Origin of the sequence: Feifania hominis, from assembly GCF_014384765.1 — a bacterium.
GTDB classification, from domain to species: domain Bacteria; phylum Bacillota; class Clostridia; order Oscillospirales; family Feifaniaceae; genus Feifania; species Feifania hominis.
Window position 1 is genome coordinate 143488 of sequence record NZ_JACRSP010000005.1, and the last position, 23005, is coordinate 166492.

The window sequence follows — 23005 nt, forward strand, 5'->3', positions numbered from 1 at the left end:
ATTTCCCCTCGAATTCAATCATTTTTGTGTTTGGAACGCAGGAAACCAGGCCGACGAATCGCTTGAATCTTCATCGGTCTGGTTTTGTTGTTTTTCAGCGGCTCTTTTTGGCGGAACCGCTGTTTTTTTTCGCGTTTTTTACGCGATGCCCAGCGGGGAAGTGGACAAAATTCTGATTTTGTCCACCCCTGAATCCGAGGGAGGAGTGATGCGGCACTCACTGTGACAGACGACCCCAAAAGACTAAGAGGAGGAAATGCAACATGAGTACAAGATGCAAAAAGTGGCTTGCCTGCGCGCTTGCGGTGGGTATGCTCCTCGCGGCACTGCCGGCGACGGCCCTCGCCGCCGCGAGTGAAATCACCGGCGTGAGCGTGGTGGACGGGGACGACGGCTACACCGAGGTGGAAACCCCCGTGCCGGGCCAGAAGCTGACGGCAAACATCCAGACTGACGACGGCGTGATCGGCGCCTACCCGCGCGATGAGAGAGCGAGCTACAAATGGTACTACGAGGACAGCAGCGATACCGTGCTCGGCACAGAGCCGACCTACACGGTCACCGGCGACAACGCCGACAGAACTCTCTGCGTCGAGGTCAACGTGGAGGGCCTCACAGGCGGCCCGCAGACCTGGAAGGCGACCGCCGCCGTGCCGAAGCCCACGGTTGACAGCGTGAGCGTGGTGGACGGAGACGACGGCTACACCCCGGTGGAAACCCCTGCGCCGGGCCAGAAGCTGACGGCAAACATCGTCACGAGCGTGGGCGTGATCGGCTCCTACCCGCGCCATGAAAAGGCCCACTACAAATGGTACTACAAGGACAGCAGCGACACCGTGCTCGGCACGGAGCCGACCTACACCGTCACCGGCGACAACGCCGACCGGACTCTCTGTGTGGATGTGAGCGTGGACGGCTACGAGGGGACAAAGACCTGGGAGGCAACCGCCGCCGTGCCGAAACCCACAGTCGACAGTGTAAACGTGGTGGACGGAGACGACGGCTACACCCCGGTGACCGTCCCCGTCGCCGGTCAGAAGCTGACGGCAAACATCGTCACAAGCGTGGGTGAGATCGGGTCCTATCCGCGCCATGAAAAAGCACACTACACCTGGCACTACGAGGGCAGCGACGCGGTGCTCGGCACCGAGCCCGTCTTCACGGTCACACAGGACAACCTCGCACAGGTGCTCTGCGTGGATGTGAGCATCGAGGGCTATGAGGGCACAGCGAGCTGGACGGCCGCAGGCGCCGTAGAGGAACCCGCCGTGACCCCGCCCTCCGGCGGCGGTGGCGGCACCATTGTCGCGCCCTATGCGATCACCGTTGACAAGAGCGAGCACGGAACCGTGACGGCGAGCTCTCCGAGCGCTGTCACAGGCACCACCGTCACCCTGACGGTCACGCCTGATCAGGGCTACTTCCTCAAGAGCATCAGCGCCGTAGACGGGGCGGGAACCACCCTGTCGCTGACCGAGCTCGACGGCGGTAAATACACCTTTACCATGCCCGGCAGCGCCGTCACCGTCAAAGCGGTCTTTGCGCCGGACGGCAGCGCAACCGGTCTGCCCTTTGCCGACGTCCGAGAAAACGACTGGTATCTCGGCGCGGTGCGCTACGTCTACGAGGCGGGTATGATGAACGGTGTCGCCGCTGACGCCTTTGCCCCCAACGCGACGCTGACCCGCGGCATGATTGCCCAGGTGCTTTACAACCTCGAGAGCAGGCCGGCAGTCACCGGCTCCGCCTTTGACGATGTGGCCGCGGGCGCCTGGTATGCGAGCGCGGTCAACTGGGCCGCCTCGAAGCAAATCGTGGGCGGCTACGGCGGCGGTCTCTTCGGCCCCGAGGACAGCATCACCCGCGAGCAGATGGCGGCAACGCTGCTGCGCTATGCCGGATACAAGGGCTATGATGTGAGCCAGAGAGGCGATCTGTCGGCCTTTGCCGACGGCGCAGAGACCTCCGCCTGGGCGGTTGAGTCGATGCAGTGGGCCGTCGGTACGGGACTTCTCTCCGGCAGGGAAAACGCCGTACTCGATCCGACCGGCACAGCCACCCGCGCCGAGGTGGCGCAGATTCTCATGAACTTCTGTGAGAAAATCGCAAAGTGACCACTCTCTAATAGAGGGGCGCTCCCACGGGAGCGCCCCTCTTTTTTGCCAGCGGCGGGTGTCCGCACGGGTATTTTTTATACAATTTCGGCCGTGTGACAAAAGTTTTGACACCGGCACGGTGCTGTCGATTGCAGGGCGGGATGCGCGGCGCTACACTGGAACCAGTGAGAAAAAGGAGTGTCGGTTATGAAGAAAATCGGAAAAATCCTCATGGCGCTGGGCACTGCCGCCGGGGCGGCGGGCGCTGTGGCGCTCGCGCGCGAGGCGCGGCGGACAAGGCAGGCAGAACAGGCTCTCGAGCAGATGCCGCTGCACCAGCTCAGAGAAAGATTTGCCGCGGTGCACCGGGAGCCCGGCCGCACGGTTATCACCATTCCCGACAGCATGCTTCTGGCCGATAAGCTGAGAGTCTGCGCGGGTGTTTTGAGAAAGCCGAAAGGGGGCGCCGGGGATGCGGAGAGTGGAAGCGAACTTTGACTTCGCGCGTGAAATTGCCGCGCGGTGGAACAAAAAGCTCAAATCGGTGCGCATTGCGAGTTTTGTCATCAGCGTCCTGATGGTGGTCTGCGCCGTGCTGTGCATGGTCTTCCCCGTGCAGTCGGTAGTCGTGGCCGAGATACTCGCCGCCGTTGTCATCATCGCGCTGGGCGTCTATGAGTGCGTCGACTACTTCTGCGCACCCGCCTATCTGCGCGAGGCCGGTGTGCTCGTCAGCGGCATTCTCAACGCCGTGCTCGGCGTCATGCTGCTCTGCTCCCCGAGGGGGGCTGCCATTTCGAGCTTTGCGTTTCTCTTCGGCGTTGTGATGATGGTGCTCGGCGTCGACAAGATCGCCCTCGCGGGCAAGCTGAGTTACTTTGCCGTCACCGGCTACGGCTGGGTGGTCGCAAGCGGCGTGCTGAACGTCCTGGGTGCGGTGGCTTTCTTCGTCGCCCCGTTTTTCTCGACACTGGTGCTGCACGCAGTGATCGCAGGCTATCTTCTCATCGACGGCGTGACGCTCTTCATTGAGGCGATCTCGATGAAAGATCTGAAAATCCGCTGAACATGACAAAAGAGCGCGCCCCTTTTTGGGGCGCGCTCTGCGTTCAAAGGTACAGGGCCTTTTTGGGGCAGGTCTCGATGCAGGAGAAGCACAGAATGCACTCGGTTCCAAAGCGGCGGTTTCGCGCGTTGTTTGTCATGTCGACGTCCATTGGGCAGACGCTTTTACAGACCCCGCAGCCGACGCACTTCGCCGTGTCGTTTTTCACGCGCAGCAGGGAGAAGTAGCTCGCGGGTTTTAAAAAGACCGTAACGGGACAGACATATTTGCAAAAGGCCCGATTGTCGCGCAGCGCAAAAGCAAGGCCGATTCCCACCGCATAGTAGAGCAGATTGCCCGCGAGAAAGCTCCAGAACATGATGCTCTCGAGGTTGGGAACCCGCAGCACGAAGAGAGCCCCCACAAAGAGCAGCGAGAGCGCAAAAACCAGGTACCGCACCACGCCGAGCCGCCGAAGTCTCGGCGCGCGGGGTGTCTTGAAGGGCAGCAGATCGAGCACCATTGCCGTCCAGCAGGCGTAGCCGCACCAGCCCCGACCGAAGAAGAGCGGGCCGAGTATCTTGGCGACGACATAGTGGATGACCGCCGCCTCGAACACGCCAAGAAACAGATAGTACCAGAAGCCCTCAATCTGCATATTCTCTCCACGGAGAATCCCGAGGTAGACTAGCATGTAGAGCCCGACGGCAAACTGTACGACCGTGCGGGCATGGCGCAGACGTGCGGCGTAAAAGGCGGTGCCGAGTGCGAGACAGGTGCCGATGTAGGAGAAGTTGAACAGGTAGAAGAGGTTGTCGAGCATGAGCCACAGTGTGACGGCAATCGCCTCAAAGAGCAGCCAAAGCAGTACCGAGACCGTGTATTTTTTCATAGCCACCTCCCTGGCGCATCCGCCTGTTGTGCGGGCGCCGCAGGCTTATAATACCATGTTCCCCGGCGGCCATGCAAGGGGAGCACATGGCAGGAGAATCCCCCGCGCCGCCACATGACTGGAACACAGATGGCGTACGCCATGTTTTGCGCGTGGAATGGGATGGCAGAGCCGATTCAGCTGCCCGGCAGAGTGTCGGCCACGCGTAAAAAACCTGTTATTTTGCGATCTGTTTGCCTTGACGCAGGACAGGCGGCGGGATATACTCTTCTTGCAAGAACCCAAATTCATATTGTGAGGGAACAAAAGATGAAAAAGAGAACCATTGGTATCCTGCTCGCTCTGACCCTTTGCCTTGGCTTCTGTGCCGGCGCTCTCGCAACCGACGGCAACGAGACCATCAGCGCGATTCTCAACCGTAAGGTCAAAATCTCCTACAACGGCGAGATTCAGAATCTCAAAGACGGCAACGGCGTCGCGGTCTATCCGCTGACCTACAACGGCACGACCTATCTGCCGGTTCGCGCGGTTGCGGGTCTTCTGGGTCTGCCGGTCGACTTTGACTCCTCGACGGACACCGTTCTGCTCGGCACCTCAGAGAAGCAGCCCTCTGCGCTGGTCAGCAAGACCAACAGCGGCACCAATGAGTACTCCTGGATCATCCGTGAGAGCGAAGAGCTCAAGATCACCGGCGACTCCGGCATTCAGGAATATCAAAACGGCATCGCCTGGAAAATCTGGAACGGCAGCGCCTCGGTCAGCAGGGAGCGCGTGCTCTACTTTGATCTGAGCGGCCACACCGAGATCAGCTTCACCGCGTGGAGCGACATTGCGGCGAAAGTCTATGTCTACGATCAGGACTACAACGTGCTCACCTCGTTTGAGCTGACGCCGAACGCCCTGACGCCCAAGACCGTCAACATCGCCGGCGCGAGCAAGATCGCCTTTGGTGCCAACGGCCCTGCCGGCTCCAAGGGCATGCTCAAGATTCTCGACGCCACAGTAAAATAAGATCGCTGCCCGGCCGGTCTGCGGCCGTGACATCCACAGCAAAAAGGCTCTCCCGCAGGGAGAGCCTTTTTCTCTTACGCCCGCGGCGAGACACCGCACGCATTCGGCGTGGCGCGCCACGCAGCGCGCGATCCTGCAATAGAAACGGGCGGCGTGTAAAACGCCGCCCGCTTTTGCGCAGAGAAAATCAGAAGTTCTGCTGATTCTCGCAGTTCTCCTGCCCCTGCTGATTTTGAAAGCGGTTGTTCTGCTGTTTGTTCTGCTGCTGATTCTGCTGCTGGTTCTGGAAGCGGTTCTGCTGGTTTTTGTTCTGCTGACGGTTATTCTGATTCTGGTTTTTCATTCCAAAAGTCTCCTTTCAAATTGGATGGTACGCTCTTAGTATTCGCCGCGCTCAAAAAAATATGACGGCTTAAAAAAGCCAAAAATTACTTTATGAAAAATTGCAGAGACAACATCCCCCCGACACCGTGAAACGGCGCCGGGGGGATATCCTCTGTCTTTTTCGGGACCGGATTGTCTTGAAAAAGCGTCCGCCGGGCGAAAAAATGGTCGCTGCGGTGAAATCTTACAAAAACTCCTGGTGGTCCTGCCGGGCGATGCCGAAGAGCATGATGTCGAGCACTTTTTTTGCGGCGCTGTCCGTCGAGCGCGCCTGCGGACCAAAGCGCTGCAGCAGCGGCCAGTAGAGACTCTCGACGCACTCAAAGTAGCGCGCGGCGTCCTCGCGGCTGACATTCTCGCGGAGCGTGAGGTGGGGAAAGAGCCGCTCGAGAAAGGCGTGGTTGTACTCCCGAATGGGGGCGCGAAGCTGCGAGATGGGTTCCTGCAGATGCTTCGGCGGTCGGATGACCGCGTTTTCAAAGAGGGTGCGCCGGCCGGCATGCTCCGCGAAAAAGCGCTCGCGGCAGTCGAAAAACGCCTGTACAAATTCACGCACGCCGTCCGCAGGGTCGCCGGTGAAGTGCTGCTGAAGATAGTCGCGAAGCTCGATGAACAGCCGCTCGACGCAGAGCAGAAAGAGCTCGTCCTTGCCCGTGTAATAGTGGTACATCATGCCCTTTGAGATGCCGTGCGTGCCGCAGATGCTCTCCATGCTCACCTCGGCGTAGTCGTGTGCGCCGAATTCCGCAAGGGCAGCCTCATAGATTTCCCGCCTGCTTCGCTGTTGGCGCTCGCTCTGTGTCATACCCCGTCAGTCCTTTCATGCCCGATGGGCCGCCGGCGCGCTTTTGCCCAGCTCGCCGGCCCATTCAAAGCCCTTTCTCGCCATAAACACGGCGATGATCTCGTTGATGACAGCCGCCGCCGCAATGGTGCCCTGTATGATCTGCGCGCACTCGGGCGCAGGCCCCGCGAGGACCGAGACCGCGACGCCGGTGAACACCAGCGACACACCCGAGTGGGGCAGCAGCGTAAAGCCCAGGTATTTTTTGACGCTCTCGGGCGCGTGGGTGACCGCCGCGCCAAAGTAGGCGCCGCTGTATTTGCCCACGGCCCGCGCGACGATGTAGACCGCCGTGTAGGCGCCTGCTCCAAAGATGAGGTGGTAGTCGAGCGGCGCGCCCAGATTCAGAATCATCACAATGAGCGAAAAGCCGATGATGGGGTTCATCACTCTCATGATGGACTCGAGCTGCCCGGCCTCAATCATGTTGGCAAAGACCGCCGAGTAGGCCATGCCGATGAGCAGAAAGTTGATGACAGGCGACGGCAGAACCGCGTGGTTCAAATAGAACCCGATGCCCGCCGAGAGCAGCAGCATGCCCGCCATGACGGCCAGAGACGCACCCGGCGACTTGACCCGGCGCAGAAGAAGCCCCGCCAGAAAGCCCGTTGCCATACCGATCAGCACGGGCAGAAAGACCAGAAACAGCACCAGCACAAAGGGGATTCCGCCGTCTGAGATGGCCGATGAGACACCCGCGATCACTGTGAAAAAGACGAGCGCCGCCACCAGGTCGTCAAGTGCGGCCATGGGAATCAGTGTGCCGGTGACAGGGCCGGAGGTCTTCATCTCACTGACGATGGACAGAGACGGCGCGGGCGCGGTGGCGAGCGCGATCGCGCCGAACATGGCGGCCAGATACAGCGGCACATCGGCAAACCAGAAGATGACGCCGAAGACGGCGGTGACGACGACAAAGGTCCCCAGCGATTCCGTGATGGTGGTGACGATGATCTGCCGGCCCGCGCGCTTCATCTTGCTCCAGATCAGCTCGGTGCCGATGAGCAGACCGACGACGCACTCGAGCAGATTCTGCGCGGTGACATACCAGGCCGCGTCCATGAGAGAGTCGCCCAGAATGCCGAGCGCGTGGGGGCCGAAGACCATTCCCACGAGCAGCCAGCCCAAAATGGCGGGCAGTTTGATTTTGGCGACCAGTTTTCCAACCAGATAGGCGGCGGCAATGGCCGCGAACAACTTGAACAAATCGGTGATCCACATGGGGAGAACGCATCCTTTCAGAAATAATAGACGATATCGTCTGTTTTTAGTATAGCACATACAGACGAATCCGTCTATTAAATTTCTGTTACGTTTCCCAAAGCGTCACCGTGATGTCTCCGCCGGATTTCTCAGAGAAGACCATGCGCCACTCGACGTCGCCGACAGGCGAAAAGTGCAGCGCGGAACAGGCGGCGTGAAGCCGTTCGCTTCCGCCGTCGGGAAGAAGAATGGCAGTGGGGCCGTCTGCCCCGCCGATGATGGCAACCGCGCAGACATCTTCGACCGCCTCCGGCTCGCCCGCTGCGCGGGAGCAATTTTCTGCGCGGGAGCAATTTTCTGCGCGCCGCCGCGGGTGATCGCTGCGCGCGCAATCCTCGATGCGCAGCACGCCGTCCGGCAGCTCGGGGGAGAGGGTGTAGGTCACGGTGGTGAAGTGGGTCGGATACTCCCGGTCTTTCCCGCCAAAGTACCGTGCGTCCATGACCTGGTTTTCGCACTCGTGCACGGTGAGCGTGTGGCGCTCGCCGGTGGCCGGACGAATGAACACAACTTTGTCGCCGGGCGCGGCGTGAAAGTGCGGCCCGGGCCGGCTGACCGGGCCCTGCCTGAGGGTAAGGCGAAGCGACCGCATCGGCGGCCGGCGCTTTGCTGCCCACGGAAAGCAGGTGCGCGAAATCACCCATCCGCTGGCGGAATCGAGGCCGTAGTGGTCGATGACATACCGCGCCTCGGTCTGATCGACCCCGAGCGGCAGGGGATTCCAGGCGAGAGAGCAACCGTGCGACGCAGACAGTGTGCGGCCGTTGAGACTGAGCTGCAGCTCGGCGCAGACATTCAGGGGATTTTCCGCGTCGAGCGTCATCTGCTCTTCGTCGGAGAAGTCCTCTGCCGCGCTGTCGGCGCGCAGATTCCACCTGTCGACAAAGGCGCGAATGTGCTCCCGCGGCACCTCGGCACAGAGATCGACCACAAGGCCCGCGCCGCAGGCGTAGACCGCCGGGACCAGCCAGTGTCGGCCGCACCAGTTGAAATGGATGCCGAGGGGAATTTCCCGCCCGGCCCGCGCGCCCTTCTTGTGGCCCCAGAAGCTGCCCTCAAAGCTCACCCGCCACGGCGGTTCCGGTGCGGCGGGTTCCGGCCCCAGCAGCTCACAGTCCTCGCTGTATCGAATGCGGCCGGGATCAAAGCCGGCCTGTAGCGTGCGCAGATAGACAAATGGCTGCGGCATGGGCGAAAGGCCGAGACCGTCCGCAATGGCGCCGAGCACGGCGCGCGCCTCGGACGAGGGTGGATTTTCTCGCAGAAAGGCGTCGAAGCGCGCCTCGTCCCAGAGCCGGGCCTGCTCGAGCGCCGCGGTGTCGCCGCAGGCGAGAAGCAGCCGGAGAAAATCGGCAAATGTGGCCGCCACCGGGTGTACATAGTCGCCCGGCTCCGCCATGGGGCTGACGGCAAAGACCGTCTCGCCGAAGCCGCGCACGAAGCAGAAGTGGATGCCGTCCACTCCGGCCCAGCCGAGAATGCGCGCCCCGACGGGTGTGCAGAAATAGGGATACGAATCCGCGCCCCTCGATGCAAACCCGATGCACGAGGCGTCGAGCGCAAGGCGCTGGTATTTTGTCCAGGTGTTTTTCATACCTGCTCCAATCAGTCTGTCTGCGCGGCGGCCCGTCGAGCCGCAAGGCGCGCGTGAAGGTGGCGGTCAATGACAATCAGAGAAATAAGCATGCACCCGAGACTGACGCCCGGGCTTGCGCCCATACAGAGCATGGTTGCGCAGAAGAGGCCGTATGTGACGATGCTGCGCCGGTGGTTGGGACGGATGATGACTACCAGTGAGAAAAACAGGTAGTAGACCGCCAGCACAAAGACGGCGTAGCTGTGCGGCAGCAGCGCGAGCAGCGCCCCGAACGAGGCGGCGATGGCCTTGCCGCCCTCGCCTTTCAGAAAGGGGGAGAAAGCATGGCCTGCCACCGGAGCCGCGATGACGGCCGCAAAGGGCAGCGCGTCGATGGCAAGCGCCCGGCGCGCGAGATAGACCGGCAGAAAGCCCTTGCCCATATCGAGCAGAAGACAGCACACGCCGAGCCCCACGCCCGCGTGCTTGAAGACATTGGCCGTACCAGGATTGCCGTCGTCGCTCGCGGCGACAATGTCAATGCCGCACAGGTGCAGCGGCAGAAGACGGCTGTACATCACGCTGCCCGAGAAAAAGCCGAGCAGAACATAGAGCGCCACTCTCATTGTTCGACCTCCCCGCACACCTCGCGCTCGATGCACGCGCAGATGTCCTGCGCCGCGTGTGGGTTACTGTGTGCGGCCTGGGCTTCGGCCATACTCCGCCGCGCAGTGGGGTCGTTTGCGAGTGCCACTGCCTGGTCGACGAGTGCGTCGAGGTTCTGGTCGCACAGTGAGAGCCCCCGGTCCTTGAAAAACGCGGCGTTTTTGGTCTCACAGCCCGGTATGGGCGCCGTGTGGGCCAGCGCCGCCCGCTTGACAGCGGCCTCGGTGCTCGTGAGCCCGCCGGGTTTTGTGAAGACCAGGTCGCAGGCGTCCATATAGAGGGGGACGTCTCTGGTGAAGTCGAGCACGCGAACCCGCCGCTCGCCCTCATAGCGCGTACGCAGCTCGCGCTTCATAGTCTCATTGTTGCCGCCGAAGATCACGATGGAGTCGTCCGCACCCACGCGGCGCAGCAGCCGTTCGGTCAGCTCTCCGGCATTTCCATAGCCCATGCTGCCGGTCATGACGAGATAGAGCCGCCCCTGCTGCGGCAGCTTGAGAAGCCGGCGCGCCTCGTCTGCCGGAAGTCGCTGTGCAAAGCGCTGCGACACGGGAATGCCGGTCGCAGTGAGCCGGTCGGCGGGAATGCCCTTGCGCGCAAATTCCTCCGTGAGATCCGCGTGGGGAATGAAGTAGCGGTCAAGCTCGGTCTCCTCCCAGAACGGAATGCAGGTGTAGTCGGTCGCAATGGCGTAGCAGCGCGCCGACAGACTGCCCTTGCGGCGCAGATAGGTCAGCGCCTCAGCCGGAAAGAGATGGCTGACCACCACGGTGTCAAAGCCGTTTTCGCGGATGTAGTCGCCGATCTTGGGCGCGTAGAGAGTATTGGCGTAGTAGACCACCGATTTGATGCGCGAGGTGCTGATGAGCCCGCCGGCGGAGTAGAGAAGCGAGAACAGCCCCGGCACATGGGTGGTGATGCCCACATAGGCGCCGCAGACATTTTTGGAGACCCGCCCGCTCGAGAAGCCGAGCGCGTCGCGCATCTCACAGCAAACGCCGCGTTGTTGCAGGCACTCGTAGACAGCCTGTCCGGCCGAGTTGTGACCCTGACCGGTGCTGCAGGAGAGTATCAGTACTTTCATAGAGGGCTCCTTTTGGGAACATTTGTAAAAAAGACTGCGCGCCCGGTGGGGCAAACCCGTCGCCGGCTGTCATTCGCCAAAAAACCGCGCCGTCTTTCCTTTGCCGAGGTTCTACCAGACAATCATAGCATAATCTGTTCGAAAACGGAAGTTTTTGGCGTGACAAATTCGTCACGCGAACACCCGGCAAAAATGGTACAATAAAAGTGTTGTTTCACAGAAGTATTGTTTGCACAGGAGGCGAAAACCATGCGGATTTTACTCGTGGAGGACGATCGGATGATTCTGTCGGCGCTTGCCTACTCCCTGCGGCAGGAGGGCTTTGAGCTGATCGAGTGCACCACCGCCGCCGAGGGTCTGCGCGCGGCGCGCACCGGGCAGTACGATCTGGCGCTGCTCGACGTGATGCTGCCCGACGGCTCGGGGCACGACGTCTGCCGCGCGGTCAAGGCGCGCGGGGATCTGCCGGTTCTCTTTTTGACGGCGCGCGACGAGGAGGTCAGCGTCGTGATGGGGCTCGACATCGGCGCGGACGACTACATCACAAAGCCCTTTCGCCTGCAGGAGCTGCTCTCGCGCATCCGCTCGGTGCTGCGGCGCTACCAGCGCGGCGGTGCGCTCGCGCCGGTTGCGCTCGGCGGCGGGGTGACGGTCAATCTCGCCAAGGCCCAGGTCTACCGCGACGGGCAGGAGATCATTCTCACCGCGCTCGAGTACCGGCTTCTGCTCTGCTTTGTCAACAACCGCGGGCGCGTACTCAGCCGCGACCAGATCTTGAGCCAGATCTGGGACGCGGCGGGCGACTTTGTCAACGACAACACGCTGACCGTCTACATCAAGCGCCTGCGCGACAAGCTCGAGGAAAATCCCGCCGAGCCCCGGCTCATTGAGACCGTGCGCGGGCTCGGCTACCGCCTGGGAGGGAATTATGGTTCGTAATCGGGAGCTGCTCTTCTATGTGCTCGCTGCGGCGGCGGTGGCGGCGCTCTTCACCGCGCTCGGCTCTTTGCAGTCGGCCGCCTGCGCTCTCACGGTGCTCGGCGCGCTGCTCGCGACAGGGGTGTGCACGGCGGTTCTGCTCGCGGTGCGCTACCGGCGCATCGCGGCGCTCTCCGTCTATCTCAAGCAGGTCGCCGACGGCCGCGAGCCGATCGACATCCGCGACAGCCGCGAGGGGGAGCTGAGCATTCTCAAAAGCGAGATCTACAAGGTCACCGGCATGCTCTCGGAGCAGGCGAGCCGCCTTGAGAGGGAGAAGCGCTCCCAGGCCGACGCCCTGGCGGACATCTCCCACCAGCTCAAGACGCCGGTCACCTCCATGATGGTGATGACCGATCTGCTCTCGCAGGGGACGCTCGACGACGACAAGCGCGCCGAGTTCACGCGCGATATGCGCGCCCAGCTCGAGCGGCTGCGCTGGCTGATCACGGCGCTTTTGAAGCTCTCGCGGCTCGACGCGGGCGTGGTGGAATTTGAGCGCCGAAACGTGCGTTGCGGCAAGCTGATCGCGGCGGCGGTCGCGCCGCTGGCCATCGCCATGGAGCTGCGCGAGCAGACGCTCTGCGTTGCCGGGGAGGACGTTGTGGTCTGCGCCGACCGCGAGTGGACGACCGAGGCGCTGATGAACCTTGTGAAAAACTGTGTCGAGCACACCCAAAACGGCGGGCGCATCGAGATCGCCTGCGAGCAGAACCCGCTGTTTGTCTCGATCACAGTGCGCGACAACGGCGAGGGCATCGCCCGGGAGGATCTGCCCCATCTCTTCCGGCGCTTCTACCGCGGCAAAAACGCCGGCGCCGACAGTGTGGGCATCGGCCTTGCCATGGCCGAGCAGATTCTGCGCGGGCAGGACGCGAGCCTCTCGGTCAAAAGCGAGGTGGGCCGCGGCACGGAGTTCTCAATCAAATTTCACCGCAGTGGAATGTGACAAAAGTGTAAGGCGCCCAGTCACGCAGCCGTCACATCTGCGTAATAGAATCAGACTTGGGCATCCGGCGACGGATGCGGGAAAACGAAAAAAGGAGAAAACCCACTATGGAAATTTTGCGGGTGTCCAATCTGACCAAGTGCTACGGCTCGGGTGAGACCGAAGTGCGCGCGCTCGACGATGTGAGCTTCTCGGTCCAAAAGGGAGAGTTTGTGGCCATCACCGGCCCCTCGGGTTCGGGCAAGTCGACGCTTCTTCACATTCTGGGCGGGGTGGACCGCCCCACCTCCGGCAGCGTGAATCTGGCGGGAACCGATGTGTACTCGCTCAGTGAGACGCCGCTTGCGATCTTCCGCCGGCGGCAGATCGGCCTGATCTACCAGTTTTACAACCTCATCCCGGTGCTGAATGTGGAGGAGAACATCACCCTGCCGCTTCTGCTCGACGGGCGAAAGGTCGATCAAAACCAGCTTCTGGAGCTGCTCGCGACGCTCAATTTGCAGGATCGCAAGCGCCATCTGCCCAATCAGCTCTCGGGCGGCCAGCAGCAGCGCGTGTCCATCGGCCGGGCGCTGATCAACAACCCGGCGCTGGTGCTCGCCGACGAGCCGACCGGCAACCTCGACTCGAAGAACAGCGCCGAGATCGTCGAGCTGCTCAAGTACAGCAACCGCAAGTACAACCAGACGCTCATTCTCATCACCCACGATGAGAACATCGCCCTGCAGGCCGACCGCATCCTCACCATCGAGGACGGGCGAATCACCCGCGACGAGGTGATCCGCCAATGAATGTCATCTCAAGACTCACGCGCCGCCACATGGGCAAAAACCGCCGCCGCACGCTTGTCACCATCGTCGGCGTCATCATCTCGGTGGCGATGATCACGGCGGTGGCGGTCATCGGCTTCTCCGTGCTCGATCTGATGCAGCGCGTCGAAGTCGAGACAGGCGGGGAGTGGCATGTGCGCTACAACGATCTCACGGCGGAACAGGCCGCGGCGGTCGGCGCGCACGAAAACACAAAATCCCTGGCACTTGAGCGGGTGCTCGGCTACGCCGAATTCCCGGAGAGCGCCGATGAGAAAAAGCCCTACTTCTTTTTGCAGGCCTACAACACCGCCCGCTTTGAAAACTTCCCCGTCAAGCTTGTCGAGGGGCGCTTTCCCCAGGCGCCGGGCGAGGCTGTCGTATCGGTGCAGGCGCGCCGCGTTGGAGACGACCCGGTGCGCATCGGCGAGCAGCTCACGCTCAGCTGGGGCGAGCGCAGAGGCGTTCTGTCCAGCGGCGAGGAGCGCGCGCTCAACCAGACATGGTATCTCGGCGAGGCCCAAAGTGAGTATCTGGTGCCCGAGCACAGCGGTACCTTTACCATTGTCGGCACCATCGAACGCCCGAGCGGCGAGCAGTACTATTCGCCGGGCTACAGCCTGCTTTGCTACCTCGATGCGGCCGCTCTCGCGCCGGATGAGAGGGTGGACGCCAGAGTTGCGCTCAACCACATCTCGACCGCCCTCTACGACGAGGCGGAGACCATCGCCGAGAACATCGGCATGGAGAGCTTGAATGGAGGAAGAGAGTACGATCTCGACTTCAACAACGGGCTGCTCAAGTTCTACGGCGTTACCCGCAACGACTCGATTCGCACCACCATGTTTCTGCTGGTGGGGAGCCTGATGCTCATTATCTTCGTTGGGTCGGTCTCGCTGATCTACAACGCTTTCTCCATCTCGATCGCCGAGCGAAGCCGCGACCTCGGCATGCTCGCGACAGTGGGGGCCACACGCGCCCAAAAGCGGTGGTCGGTCTTCTATGAGAGCATCCTGGTGGGGCTTATCAGCATTCCCATCGGCATTTTGTGCGGCACGGTGGGAATCGGCATCACATTCCGGTTTGTCGGCCCCATGCTCAGAGACCTCATGGCGACCGGCGACGCCACGCTGCGGCTGGTGGTCCCGCCGGCGGCCGTGCTGCTCTCGGCGGCTGTCGCCGCGGCGACGCTTCTGGTGTCGGCGTGGGTGCCCGCGCGCCGCGCGTCGAAGATTGCGCCCATTGACGCCATCCGCCAGAGCGACGCAATCAAGCTCAGCCGCCGCACGGTGAAGACCTCCCGCCTGACAAGGGCTCTGTTTGGCTTCGAGGGCGAGATCGCCATGAAGAACATCAAGCGCCAGCGCGGGCGCTACCGCGTGACGATCTTTTCGCTGTGCATCAGCATTGTGCTGTTTTTGTCGGTGAGCTCGTTTACCCAGATGCTGCGCTCCTCCTACGAGATGACCGGCGAGGATCTCGGCTACGATGTTCGGGTGTGGAGCTACCACGCGGATACGGACACCGTGGACGGAATCTACGACAGAATCCAGCAGATGTCCCAGGTGGAAGCCTACACCCGGATCTCGGAGCTCGACGGTCATGCCGAACTCGACAGAGCCCAGATGAGCGACGACATGGCAGCGCGGCTCGACCCGACGGCGGCCGACGACGAGACCTTCCAGGCGACTTACAGCGTCAACCTGACGGCGCTCGACGACAGCAGCTGGAGCGCCTATCTTGAAGCCTGCGGCTTTCGGGAGTCCGACTTTGCCGCAGAGGGCCTGCAGGCGGTGCTCGTCAACCGCTTCCGCTACCGGGAGAATTCCGGCTATCAGTATGCGCAGTTGACCACGATGCGCCCGGGCGACGAGCTGACGGTGATCGACGACGATCTGCCGCAGGGCGAGCTCACCGTGCGGATTGCGCAGCTGGCCAACGAGCCGCCGGACGGGATGTCCGATCTCAATCTCTGGGGGAACCTGATCGTCGTGGTGCCGGAGAGGGCGCTGTGCGACCTCCTCGGGGAGGACGCGTGGTACCAGAGCCGGTGGGGCGTGTCGCTCTTTCTCAAGACGAACGACGACGAGGGGCTTCTCGAGGAGATTGACGCGCTGACGAAAGGCTACTCCAGCGTCGGCATCAACGTCTTCTCCGTCGAGGACGCGCTGCGCAGCGAACGCAATCTCAACACGGTCATCACGGTGTTCACCACGGGCTTTCTGGTGCTCATCACGCTCATCTGCGTGGCCAACATCTTCAACACCATCTCGACGAGCGTGGCGCTTCGCCGGCGCGAGTTTGCGATGCTGCGCTCGGTGGGTATGACCCCCGGCAGCTTCAACCGCATGATCTTCTTTGAGAGCTTCTTCTACGGCGCAAAGGCGCTGCTCTATGGGCTGCCCATCAGCTTTGCGTGCCTGTACTGGTTCTACCTGGTCTTCACGCGAAACTTCGGCATTCCTTTCAGCGTCCCGTGGGGCGAGGTGGGCTTTGCGGTGGCCGCGGTGTTTGTGCTGGTCTTCGCGACCATGTTCTACGCCATGCGAAAGCTCAAGCGGGTCAACATCGTCGACGCCCTCAAGGAGGAAACCCTGTAAAAAAGAGAGGTCCCATCCGATTGGATGGGACCTCTTGGCGTCATGCGCGCGAGAGAAAGGGGAACATGCCCCGCGCCGCGGCGAGCCTGTTTTCCCCGCTGCGGTGAACCATGAGCGTCGTGTCCGGCTCCTCATGCCGGCGGCAGACGAAGAGCGCCGTGTCCCGCGGGGTGAAGCCGAGGATCACACGGTCGTCCGCCCCGCGCCGCAGGGAGCGCAGAATCGCCTCGATCGGGCTGCCGCTGCGCCCGAGAATGTCGTAGCAGCGCACGAGCCCCGGCTCGAAGTCGGCAAAGACCACAACGCCGTGGCGCTCGAGGTGGTAGGCGCTGTCCCGCAGGAGCCCGTTTGCATAGTAGCGGTAGAGATCGAGATTCTCCGTCATGGCAAAATCCGAGTAGAGGCTGCCCTGGCGGTATTTTTCCATAGCGAGAGCGGCGTCGCCGGGCCGGGCCATCGACAGCTTCACGCCCTCGAAAGCCGTTTTGCCGGGCCTCTCGTAGACAAATTCATGCTCCGCCTGCGCCGCAAAGCCGAAGCGGGGGTAGAAGTCGAGAACCGAGTCGTTTGCAAACAGATAGAGCGCGTCGCAGCGCCCCTCCCACTCGGCGAGCACCGCCTGCATCAGCCACCGGCTCAGCCCCCGGCCGCGCCATCCCTCGCGGGTCATGACCGTGCCGAGCTGGATGTAAAACCGGCGGCGGCCCCGGTCGAGAAAGGGGATTTTGTTGACCGAGACATTGGCGCAGACGGTGTCTCCCTGCGCGAGAACGTGGGGCTCATAGTCCCCGCCTACGCTGTCGATGTGAATCTGAAAGGTCCTCTGCGTCAGCTCATGAAAGCTCTCGAGCAGTTTCGGCTCGCCGGCTATGCGGCTGCAGAACCGGTAGGTCCGGCCGCCTATGCAGACGGATTCGCCGCTGTTTGGCATGGATATCCCCCCTGATAAAAAAAGAGCGGGCAGCCTTTTGGCTGCCCGCCTGTCTGTTTATTCCCCGCTGAACGGGAGCAGCGCAATGTGGCGCGCTCTCTTGATGGCGGTGGTCAGCTGGCGCTGATGCTTGGCACAGGTACCGGTGATGCGGCGCGGCAGAATCTTGGCGCGCTCGGACAGGTACCGGCGAAGCTTGGCAACGTCCTTGTAGTCGATGTGCTCGACTTTATCGATGCAGAAGCTGCATGCTTTTTTCTTCATGCGGCGTCCGCGGACAACACGATCTCTCTCCATGAGTTTTTCCTCCTTATCAATTTAGAACGGCAGCTCGTCGTCGCTGGACACTTCCTCGAAGTCGGAACCCGAGCTCGAGGTGAACGTCGGCGCGGCGGTCTCCACTGCCCGTGCGTTATCACGCTTGCTGTCGGCGAAGAAGACCTCATTGGCAACGACCTCAAACGCCTTGCGCTTGATGCCCTGCCGGTCCTCATAGGTGCGGGTCTGAATGGAACCCTCAACAGCCACCTGCATGCCCTTGGCAAAGTACTTTGAAACAAACTCGGCCGTCGACCGCCAAGCGACAATGTCGATGAAGTCGGTCTTTCTCTCCTCGCCGGGGCGCGCATAGCTGCGGTTGACGGCGAGCGTAAAGCTGCAAACGGCAATGTTGTTCGGGGTGTACTTGAGCTCAGGACTGTCGGTGAGCCGGCCCATCAGGATAGCTTTGTTCAGCATAGCGCCCCTCCTACTCCTTGGCGATGATCAGGGAGCGGAGAATCCCGTCGGTGATCTTGTAGATACGATCCAGCTCCGCGGGGAACTCGTGACCGGCCGTGAAATTGATAAGGGTGTAGGTACCCTCGGTCAGGTCATTGATGGGGTAGGCGAGCTTTCTCTTGCCCCAATCCTCGACGCCATCAATGGTCCCATTGTCCTCAATGAGCTTTTTGAACTTCTCAATGAGAGCGGTGGTCTCCTCCTCGTTCAGCTCGGGGCTGACGATGAAGATGGTTTCATACTTGGAAACAATCTTTTCCATTTTTTCGACACCTCCTTTTGGACTTGTGGCCTCCTCACGGTGGAGGAGGCAAGGAACAGTATTTAATTATACTGTTTTCCCAAATCCTTGTCAACATTTAAAAACTTTCTAATATATATAAAAGGACAGCTTTCAATTGGCAGTAAAACAAAAGGAGGTCAAGGTATGGGTGCCACAGGCTACACGCCGGAGGGCAGCGCGAAGTCGGCGTTCCCGCGGGGGGAACTGACGGCCGCCGATCTCGCCAAAGCCCTGGAGAACAAAACGATTTTGGAGGCGCGCGCCAAGCTCTGCGACGAGCGGCACAATCTTGTTGTGGAGCTCTCGCCGGGCGTCACCGGCGTGATCGAGAAGAGCGAGGTCGCCCTCGGCGCAGACGGGGAGGACTTCAAAAACATCGCCATCATCACGCGGGTCGGAAAGCATGTGTGCTTCAAGGTGCTCTCCCTCACCCAGCAGCCCGACGGCGGGGTCGTCGCGCAGCTGTCGCGCCGCGCGGCGCAGCGCGAGTGCGTTGAGCAGTATGTCAGCCGCCTGCGCCCGGGCGACATCATCGACGCGAAAGTCACCCACATCGAGCCATTCGGCGCGTTTGTGGACATCGGCTGCGGCTTTGTATCGCTGATCTCCATCGACAACATCTCGGTGTCGCGCATTGCAAGCCCGCGCGACCGCTTTCAGATCGGCGACGAGATCAAGGCCGTGGTCAAGTCCGTCGAGGGCGGGCGCGTCACGCTCACCCACAAGGAGCTTCTCGGCACCTGGGAGCAGAACGCCGCGCTCTTCTCGCCCGGCCAGACGGCCGCCGGCATCGTCAGAAGCGTGGAGCCCTACGGCATCTTTGTCGAGCTGATGCCGAATCTCGCGGGTCTCGCCGAGTGGCGCGAGGGCGTGTCGGTCGGCCAGACCGCCGCGGTGTACATCAAAAACATCATCCCCGAGAAGATGAAGCTCAAGCTCATCATCGTCGACAGCTTTGACGCGGCCCCGGCAAAGCCGCAGAACCGCTACTTTATCGACGAGGGCCGCCTGTCGGTCTTTCGCTATTCGCCGGAGAACTGCAAAAAGCTCATCGAAACCCGATTTGAATAGAAAAAAGCCGTCCTCGGGACGGCTTTTTTTCATACTGTTCTGTGAGCGCCGCTCAGTCGAGCTCCATTCTGCGGCGCATGATCGCGACAGTGCCGAAGAAGAACACCACGATCATCGCAAGGTCGAACAGGGTGGCGCCGAGGGAGATGCGCTGGAATGTGACGGCTACGCTCGCCCCTGTTTCAATCGTGATGTCGCCGAAGGGAACCGCCCCCGAGACAACGCCCGCAACCAGAATCTGCAGATAGCTCGTCAGAGCGCTCAGAGCGAAGAAGCTGAGAATGGCGGTGAGGGTGCGCCCCTTTCGAAAGAGGCCCATGTGGGACAGGGTGATGCAAAAGTAGATCAGCAGGACGCCGCTGACGAGCCCCACGAGCATCTGCAGCAGCGAGAGCAGCAGAGGGCCGATGATGTCGGCCTGGAAAAAGCGGCCCAGCGCCTCGAAGAGCTCGCCCCAGCTGAAGCGAATGAGGTCGCCGGGGAAGAGCAGCCCCGACAGCCCAAATACGATGCCGCCGCACAGAAAGAGCACCGCCAGCGAGCAGAGAAGCCAGATGACGACCGAGATCACCTTGGAGAGCACGAGCATCTCGGGCGAGACCGGCAGCGTCATGGTCAGATAGCCCTGGCTCTTGAAGCAGGCCTTGTTGAAGCCCTCGACAATGAAGACCAGCAGGATTACGAAAATGGCAACCACAAGGCCGCTGCCCGCGACGCCGAGAATGCCGAGCACATAGGGATTCTCCCACTTGATGGCAATGGGCAGGGCGACCGCCATGAGCACGAGCACCAGATAGAGCGAGAACAGAGTGCGCAGGTTGCTCTTCAAGTCGTATTTGATGAGTTTGCCTAGCATTTGAACACCTCCCGGAAGAGCTGATCGAGCGATTTGCCGTGTTCGGCGCGGATGGCGTCGATGTTGTCGTGCAGCACGATCTGACCGTTTTTGAGGAAGATGGCCGAGTCGAAGATGCGCTCCACGTCGGCGATCAGGTGGGTCGAGATCAGAATGGAGCTCGACTCGCTATAGTTGGTGAGCACGGTGTCGAGGATGAAGTCGCGCGCCGCCGGGTCCACGCCCGCGAGCGGCTCGTCGAGCACATAGAGCTTCGCCGCGCGGCTCATCACAAGACAGAGCTGAAATTTTTCGATCATGCCCTTGGACATGGACTTGATCTTCTGGTCGGCCGAAAGCCCCAGGCGCGTGAGCATCTCAAAGGCCTTGGCGTCGCTGAAGTCGGCATAGAAGTCGCGAAACAGGGCGATCGCGTCGCGCGCACGCATCCAGTCGGGGAAATAGTTGCGGTCGGGCAGATAGCTGATGGCCGCCTTGGACTGGGGTCCGACCGGCGCGCCGAGCACGCGCACGCTGCCCTGGTAGTCGGTGAGCAGGCCGGTCAGTATTTTGATGAGGGTGGTCTTGCCGCTGCCGTTCGGGCCGAGCAGCCCGATGATCTGCCCGCCGGCGAGCCGCAGCGACACATTGTCGAGCGCCTTGAGCGGCCCGTAGGCCTTGCTCACCCCCTCAATGGCCACAAGGTCATTGGTCTTTGGTGTCTCGTTCATGTTACTTTCCTTCCTTTGTCAGTTTGCGTTCGATGATGGCAAGAAGCTCCTCGGCGGTGAAGCCGAGACTTGCCATCTGGTCTAAAAACTGGGTGACCTGGCTGTTGGCCAGATCTTCACGGATCGCTTTGATCAAAACCACATCCTCTGTAATAAATCTGCCGCTGGTGCGCTCGCTGTAGACGAGACCCTCGCGCTCGAGTTCCGACAGGGCGCGCTGCGCGGTGTTGGGGTTGACGCCGTAGGTCTTGGACATGTCCCGCACCGATTCGAGCCGTTCGCCCGGGGCAAGCGCCCCAGAAGCGATGCGCAGCTTGATGTCGCTGACCATCTGTAAATAGATAGGAAGATTGGGGTTGAAGCCGTCGCTCAAATTCTCACCTCCCGGAGAAACTGTGTCACTGTACTAAGCGATTAATACAATAGTACACCGATCGCTCTACTTTGTCAAGGCTCTTTTGGAAAAAGATTTTGTGGGCCGTGCGGGATTTTGGCCGGGCCCGGGAGCTTTTAAGACAGAGAAAGAGGACCGGCCTTTTTAAGGCCGGTCCTCTTTTTCGATTGCATCTCTTTGCAGACACAGGGCATAGAGCTGATTTTTCGGCACGCCCGCCCTCTTTGCAACGGTCTTGACGGCCTCGCTTCGCGAGACGCCGCCTGCCGTAAGCTCGCGCACCTGGCCGACGAGCGCGTCCTCGTCGGGCGGCGCCTCGGCCGGGGCGGGGGCGCCCTCAATCACCAGCACGAACTCGCCCTTTGGCGGCTGTTCGTCAAAGTGGGCGGCAGCTTCGAGGAGGGTGGTGAAGAGGGTCTGCTCGTAGAGCTTTGTGATCTCGCGGCACACGGCGATGCGCCGCGACCCGCCGAGCGTCTCACACAGATCGTGAAGCGTGGCGCGCAGCTTGTGGGGGGCCTCGTAGAAGACCATGGTGCGCCGCTCGCCGACGATCTCGCGCAGGTGCTCGGCGCGGCTCTTCTTCGCTGTGCTCAGAAAGCCCTCGAACGTGAAGCGCCCCGACGGCAGCCCCGACAGGGCCACGGCCGTCGTCACGGCCGTGGGGCCGGGCACGGCGTAGACGCCGACGCCCCCCTCGCGGCACTGGCGCACCAGATCCTCGCCGGGGTCGGAGATGGCGGGCATGCCCGCGTCGCTGACGAGCGCGCAGCTCTCGCCGGCGCGCAGCCGGGCGAGAATCTCGGCGCCGCGCTCGCGAAGATTGTGCTCGTAGTAGCTCACGAGAGGCTTTTTGATTGAGAAGTGGTTGAGCAGCTTCACCGCCACGCGCGTGTCCTCTGCGGCGACGAACGACACCCCCGAGAGGACCTCGACCGCGCGCGGCGAGAAGTCGGACAGATTGCCGATGGGCGTGCCGACCAGATACAGGGTACCGGGCAGAATTTCCATAGGGACCTCCTAGCTGTTGAGGATGATTTCCGGCTCTGTGCGGCAGGGGCCGCCGCCGCGCATCGCCTCGAACAGGAGAAACGAGGCGGCTGCGCCCCGCCGGGGCAGAACGCTCTGAAGCCGGCGCGGCGCAAGACCGGCGGCGCCGAGGGCAGTCTCCACATCGGCGCGCCGCGCCGGCAGATGGACAAGGTAGAGCCGCCCGCCCGGCGCGAGCAAAAAAGCCGCGGCGCGCACGAAGTCGGCGAGGGTGGCCGCGCATTCGGTCATGGCCGTGCGGCGGGCCTCATCGGGGCTTGCGCGGCCCGTGCCCACCGGGTAAAAGGGCGGGTTGCCGGTGACAAAGTCAAATTCACCCGCCGGCAGATACTCGTCGATGCGCCGCAAGTCGCCCTGTACAATCGTGATGCGTTCGGTGAGGCGGTTTGCCTCGACCGAGCGGCGCGCCATGTCGGCGTAGGCCGGCTGGAGTTCAAGCCCCGTCATGTGGGCAAAGCGCGCACTCTCGCTCATGAGCAGCGCGACAACGCCGCTGCCCGTGCCGAGGTCCGCCCCGCGCTCGCCGGGATGCTCCCCCGCAAAGCGCGCGAGGGCGACGGCCTCGGCTCCGAAGCGGTAGCCGCGGCGCTTTTGAAAGATGGTGAGCCGATCTGTGAGCGGCTCGGGGCGTTCGTCGGGCAGTGGGAGCATGGCGGCCTCCGATTTTCAGCGGTTTGTCTCATTCTAACACGCGCGGCCGCCGGGGACAAGAAAAAAGCCTGTGACAGTCCGT

Annotated in this window: 25 protein-coding genes; 9 read left to right on the plus strand and 16 right to left on the minus strand. The window is 61.8% G+C overall.

What is annotated here, in order from left to right:
• The first annotated feature begins 263 nt into the window (after window positions 1-263).
• The 3 genes from H8695_RS10795 (at window position 264) to H8695_RS10805 (ending at window position 3162) form a co-directional block, all read left to right on the plus strand.
• Window positions 264-2114 (plus strand): S-layer homology domain-containing protein, encoded by a 1851-nt coding sequence (locus H8695_RS10795; protein ID WP_249301541.1) that lies wholly within the window; start codon window positions 264-266, stop codon window positions 2112-2114.
• 189 nt (window positions 2115-2303) lie between these two features.
• Window positions 2304-2594, plus strand: coding sequence for a hypothetical protein (locus H8695_RS10800; protein ID WP_249301543.1), 291 nt, complete (start codon window positions 2304-2306; stop codon window positions 2592-2594).
• Window positions 2569-3162, plus strand: a complete 594-nt coding sequence (locus tag H8695_RS10805; RefSeq protein WP_249301545.1) for an HdeD family acid-resistance protein — start codon at window positions 2569-2571, stop codon at window positions 3160-3162. The genes H8695_RS10800 and H8695_RS10805 overlap by 26 nt, the downstream gene beginning before the upstream one ends.
• Before the next feature lie 43 nt (window positions 3163-3205).
• Here H8695_RS10805 and H8695_RS10810 read toward each other — a convergent pair whose 3' ends face one another.
• On the minus strand, window positions 3206-4033 hold the full coding sequence (locus H8695_RS10810) for a 4Fe-4S binding protein (protein ID WP_249301547.1): 828 nt from the start codon (window positions 4031-4033) through the stop codon (window positions 3206-3208).
• Window positions 4034-4342: 309 nt separating this feature from the next.
• Between H8695_RS10810 and H8695_RS10815 the strand changes: the two genes are divergently transcribed.
• Window positions 4343-5044, plus strand: coding sequence for a stalk domain-containing protein (locus H8695_RS10815; protein ID WP_249301549.1), 702 nt, complete (start codon window positions 4343-4345; stop codon window positions 5042-5044).
• A gap of 187 nt (window positions 5045-5231) precedes the next feature.
• Here the strand turns inward: H8695_RS10815 and H8695_RS10820 are convergent, their stop codons facing one another.
• From H8695_RS10820 to H8695_RS10845, 6 genes are all read right to left on the minus strand, one after another.
• Window positions 5232-5387: a hypothetical protein gene (locus H8695_RS10820; RefSeq protein ID WP_249301551.1), complete on the minus strand. Its 156-nt coding sequence runs from the start codon at window positions 5385-5387 to the stop codon at window positions 5232-5234.
• 225 nt (window positions 5388-5612) lie between these two features.
• Entirely contained in the window at window positions 5613-6233 is a 621-nt protein-coding gene (locus H8695_RS10825; protein ID WP_249301554.1) for a TetR/AcrR family transcriptional regulator, read from the minus strand.
• Between the two features lie 15 nt (window positions 6234-6248).
• Window positions 6249-7493 (minus strand): cation:proton antiporter, encoded by a 1245-nt coding sequence (locus H8695_RS10830; protein ID WP_249301563.1) that lies wholly within the window; start codon window positions 7491-7493, stop codon window positions 6249-6251.
• An 88-nt stretch (window positions 7494-7581) separates the two neighbouring features.
• Window positions 7582-9129, minus strand: a complete 1548-nt coding sequence (locus H8695_RS10835; RefSeq protein WP_249301565.1) for a sodium ion-translocating decarboxylase subunit beta — start codon at window positions 9127-9129, stop codon at window positions 7582-7584.
• 11 nt (window positions 9130-9140) lie between these two features.
• Window positions 9141-9737, minus strand: coding sequence for a glycerol-3-phosphate acyltransferase (locus tag H8695_RS10840; RefSeq protein WP_249301568.1), 597 nt, complete (start codon window positions 9735-9737; stop codon window positions 9141-9143).
• Complete coding sequence (locus H8695_RS10845; RefSeq protein ID WP_249301571.1) at window positions 9734-10861, minus strand: MGDG synthase family glycosyltransferase; 1128 nt, start codon at window positions 10859-10861, stop codon at window positions 9734-9736. Before H8695_RS10845 ends, H8695_RS10840 begins: the two co-directional genes overlap by 4 nt.
• Window positions 10862-11110: 249 nt before the next feature.
• On the opposite strand from H8695_RS10845, the gene H8695_RS10850 reads away from it, so the two are divergent.
• From H8695_RS10850 to H8695_RS10865, 4 genes are all read left to right on the plus strand, one after another.
• Window positions 11111-11800: a response regulator transcription factor gene (locus H8695_RS10850; RefSeq protein WP_249301573.1), complete on the plus strand. Its 690-nt coding sequence runs from the start codon at window positions 11111-11113 to the stop codon at window positions 11798-11800.
• Window positions 11790-12788 carry a sensor histidine kinase gene (locus tag H8695_RS10855; protein WP_249301575.1) on the plus strand — a complete coding sequence of 333 codons (999 nt, stop codon included), beginning with the start codon at window positions 11790-11792 and terminating at the stop codon, window positions 12786-12788. Before H8695_RS10850 ends, H8695_RS10855 begins: the two co-directional genes overlap by 11 nt.
• Before the next feature lie 107 nt (window positions 12789-12895).
• The gene (locus H8695_RS10860; RefSeq protein WP_249301577.1) at window positions 12896-13579 is read left to right on the plus strand and encodes an ABC transporter ATP-binding protein; all 684 of its coding nucleotides are present in this window, start codon (window positions 12896-12898) and stop codon (window positions 13577-13579) included.
• Window positions 13576-16197 carry an ABC transporter permease gene (locus H8695_RS10865; RefSeq protein ID WP_249301586.1) on the plus strand — a complete coding sequence of 874 codons (2622 nt, stop codon included), beginning with the start codon at window positions 13576-13578 and terminating at the stop codon, window positions 16195-16197. Before H8695_RS10860 ends, H8695_RS10865 begins: the two co-directional genes overlap by 4 nt.
• Window positions 16198-16237: 40 nt before the next feature.
• On the opposite strand, the gene H8695_RS10870 is transcribed toward H8695_RS10865, so the two are convergent.
• From H8695_RS10870 to rpsF, 4 genes are read right to left on the minus strand one after another with little or no spacing between them, the layout of a single operon-like run.
• On the minus strand, window positions 16238-17128 hold the full coding sequence (locus H8695_RS10870) for a GNAT family N-acetyltransferase (RefSeq protein WP_249301588.1): 891 nt from the start codon (window positions 17126-17128) through the stop codon (window positions 16238-16240).
• Window positions 17129-17185: 57 nt separating this feature from the next.
• The gene (gene rpsR / locus H8695_RS10875) at window positions 17186-17425 is read right to left on the minus strand and encodes a 30S ribosomal protein S18 (protein ID WP_249301590.1); all 240 of its coding nucleotides are present in this window, start codon (window positions 17423-17425) and stop codon (window positions 17186-17188) included.
• 21 nt (window positions 17426-17446) lie between these two features.
• Window positions 17447-17866, minus strand: coding sequence for a single-stranded DNA-binding protein (locus H8695_RS10880; RefSeq protein ID WP_249301593.1), 420 nt, complete (start codon window positions 17864-17866; stop codon window positions 17447-17449).
• 10 nt (window positions 17867-17876) lie between these two features.
• The gene (gene rpsF, locus H8695_RS10885) at window positions 17877-18170 is read right to left on the minus strand and encodes a 30S ribosomal protein S6 (RefSeq protein ID WP_249301596.1); all 294 of its coding nucleotides are present in this window, start codon (window positions 18168-18170) and stop codon (window positions 17877-17879) included.
• Between the two features lie 165 nt (window positions 18171-18335).
• Between rpsF and H8695_RS10890 the strand changes: the two genes are divergently transcribed.
• Complete coding sequence (locus H8695_RS10890; protein WP_249301599.1) at window positions 18336-19262, plus strand: S1 RNA-binding domain-containing protein; 927 nt, start codon at window positions 18336-18338, stop codon at window positions 19260-19262.
• Between the two features lie 52 nt (window positions 19263-19314).
• Here the strand turns inward: H8695_RS10890 and H8695_RS10895 are convergent, their stop codons facing one another.
• The 5 genes from H8695_RS10895 to H8695_RS10915 all read right to left on the minus strand — a co-directional run bounded on the left by H8695_RS10895 (window position 19315) and on the right by H8695_RS10915 (window position 22923).
• The gene (locus H8695_RS10895; RefSeq protein WP_249301601.1) at window positions 19315-20118 is read right to left on the minus strand and encodes a hypothetical protein; all 804 of its coding nucleotides are present in this window, start codon (window positions 20116-20118) and stop codon (window positions 19315-19317) included.
• Window positions 20112-20828, minus strand: coding sequence for an ABC transporter ATP-binding protein (locus H8695_RS10900; RefSeq protein ID WP_249301604.1), 717 nt, complete (start codon window positions 20826-20828; stop codon window positions 20112-20114). Before H8695_RS10900 ends, H8695_RS10895 begins: the two co-directional genes overlap by 7 nt.
• Before the next feature lies 1 nt (window position 20829).
• Complete coding sequence (locus tag H8695_RS10905) at window positions 20830-21201, minus strand: GntR family transcriptional regulator (RefSeq protein WP_249301609.1); 372 nt, start codon at window positions 21199-21201, stop codon at window positions 20830-20832.
• A 165-nt stretch (window positions 21202-21366) separates the two neighbouring features.
• Window positions 21367-22224: a 16S rRNA (cytidine(1402)-2'-O)-methyltransferase gene (rsmI, locus tag H8695_RS10910; RefSeq protein WP_249301691.1), complete on the minus strand. Its 858-nt coding sequence runs from the start codon at window positions 22222-22224 to the stop codon at window positions 21367-21369.
• An 18-nt stretch (window positions 22225-22242) separates the two neighbouring features.
• Window positions 22243-22923, minus strand: coding sequence for a tRNA1(Val) (adenine(37)-N6)-methyltransferase (locus H8695_RS10915; protein ID WP_249301614.1), 681 nt, complete (start codon window positions 22921-22923; stop codon window positions 22243-22245).
• Window positions 22924-23005: the final 82 nt, after the last annotated feature.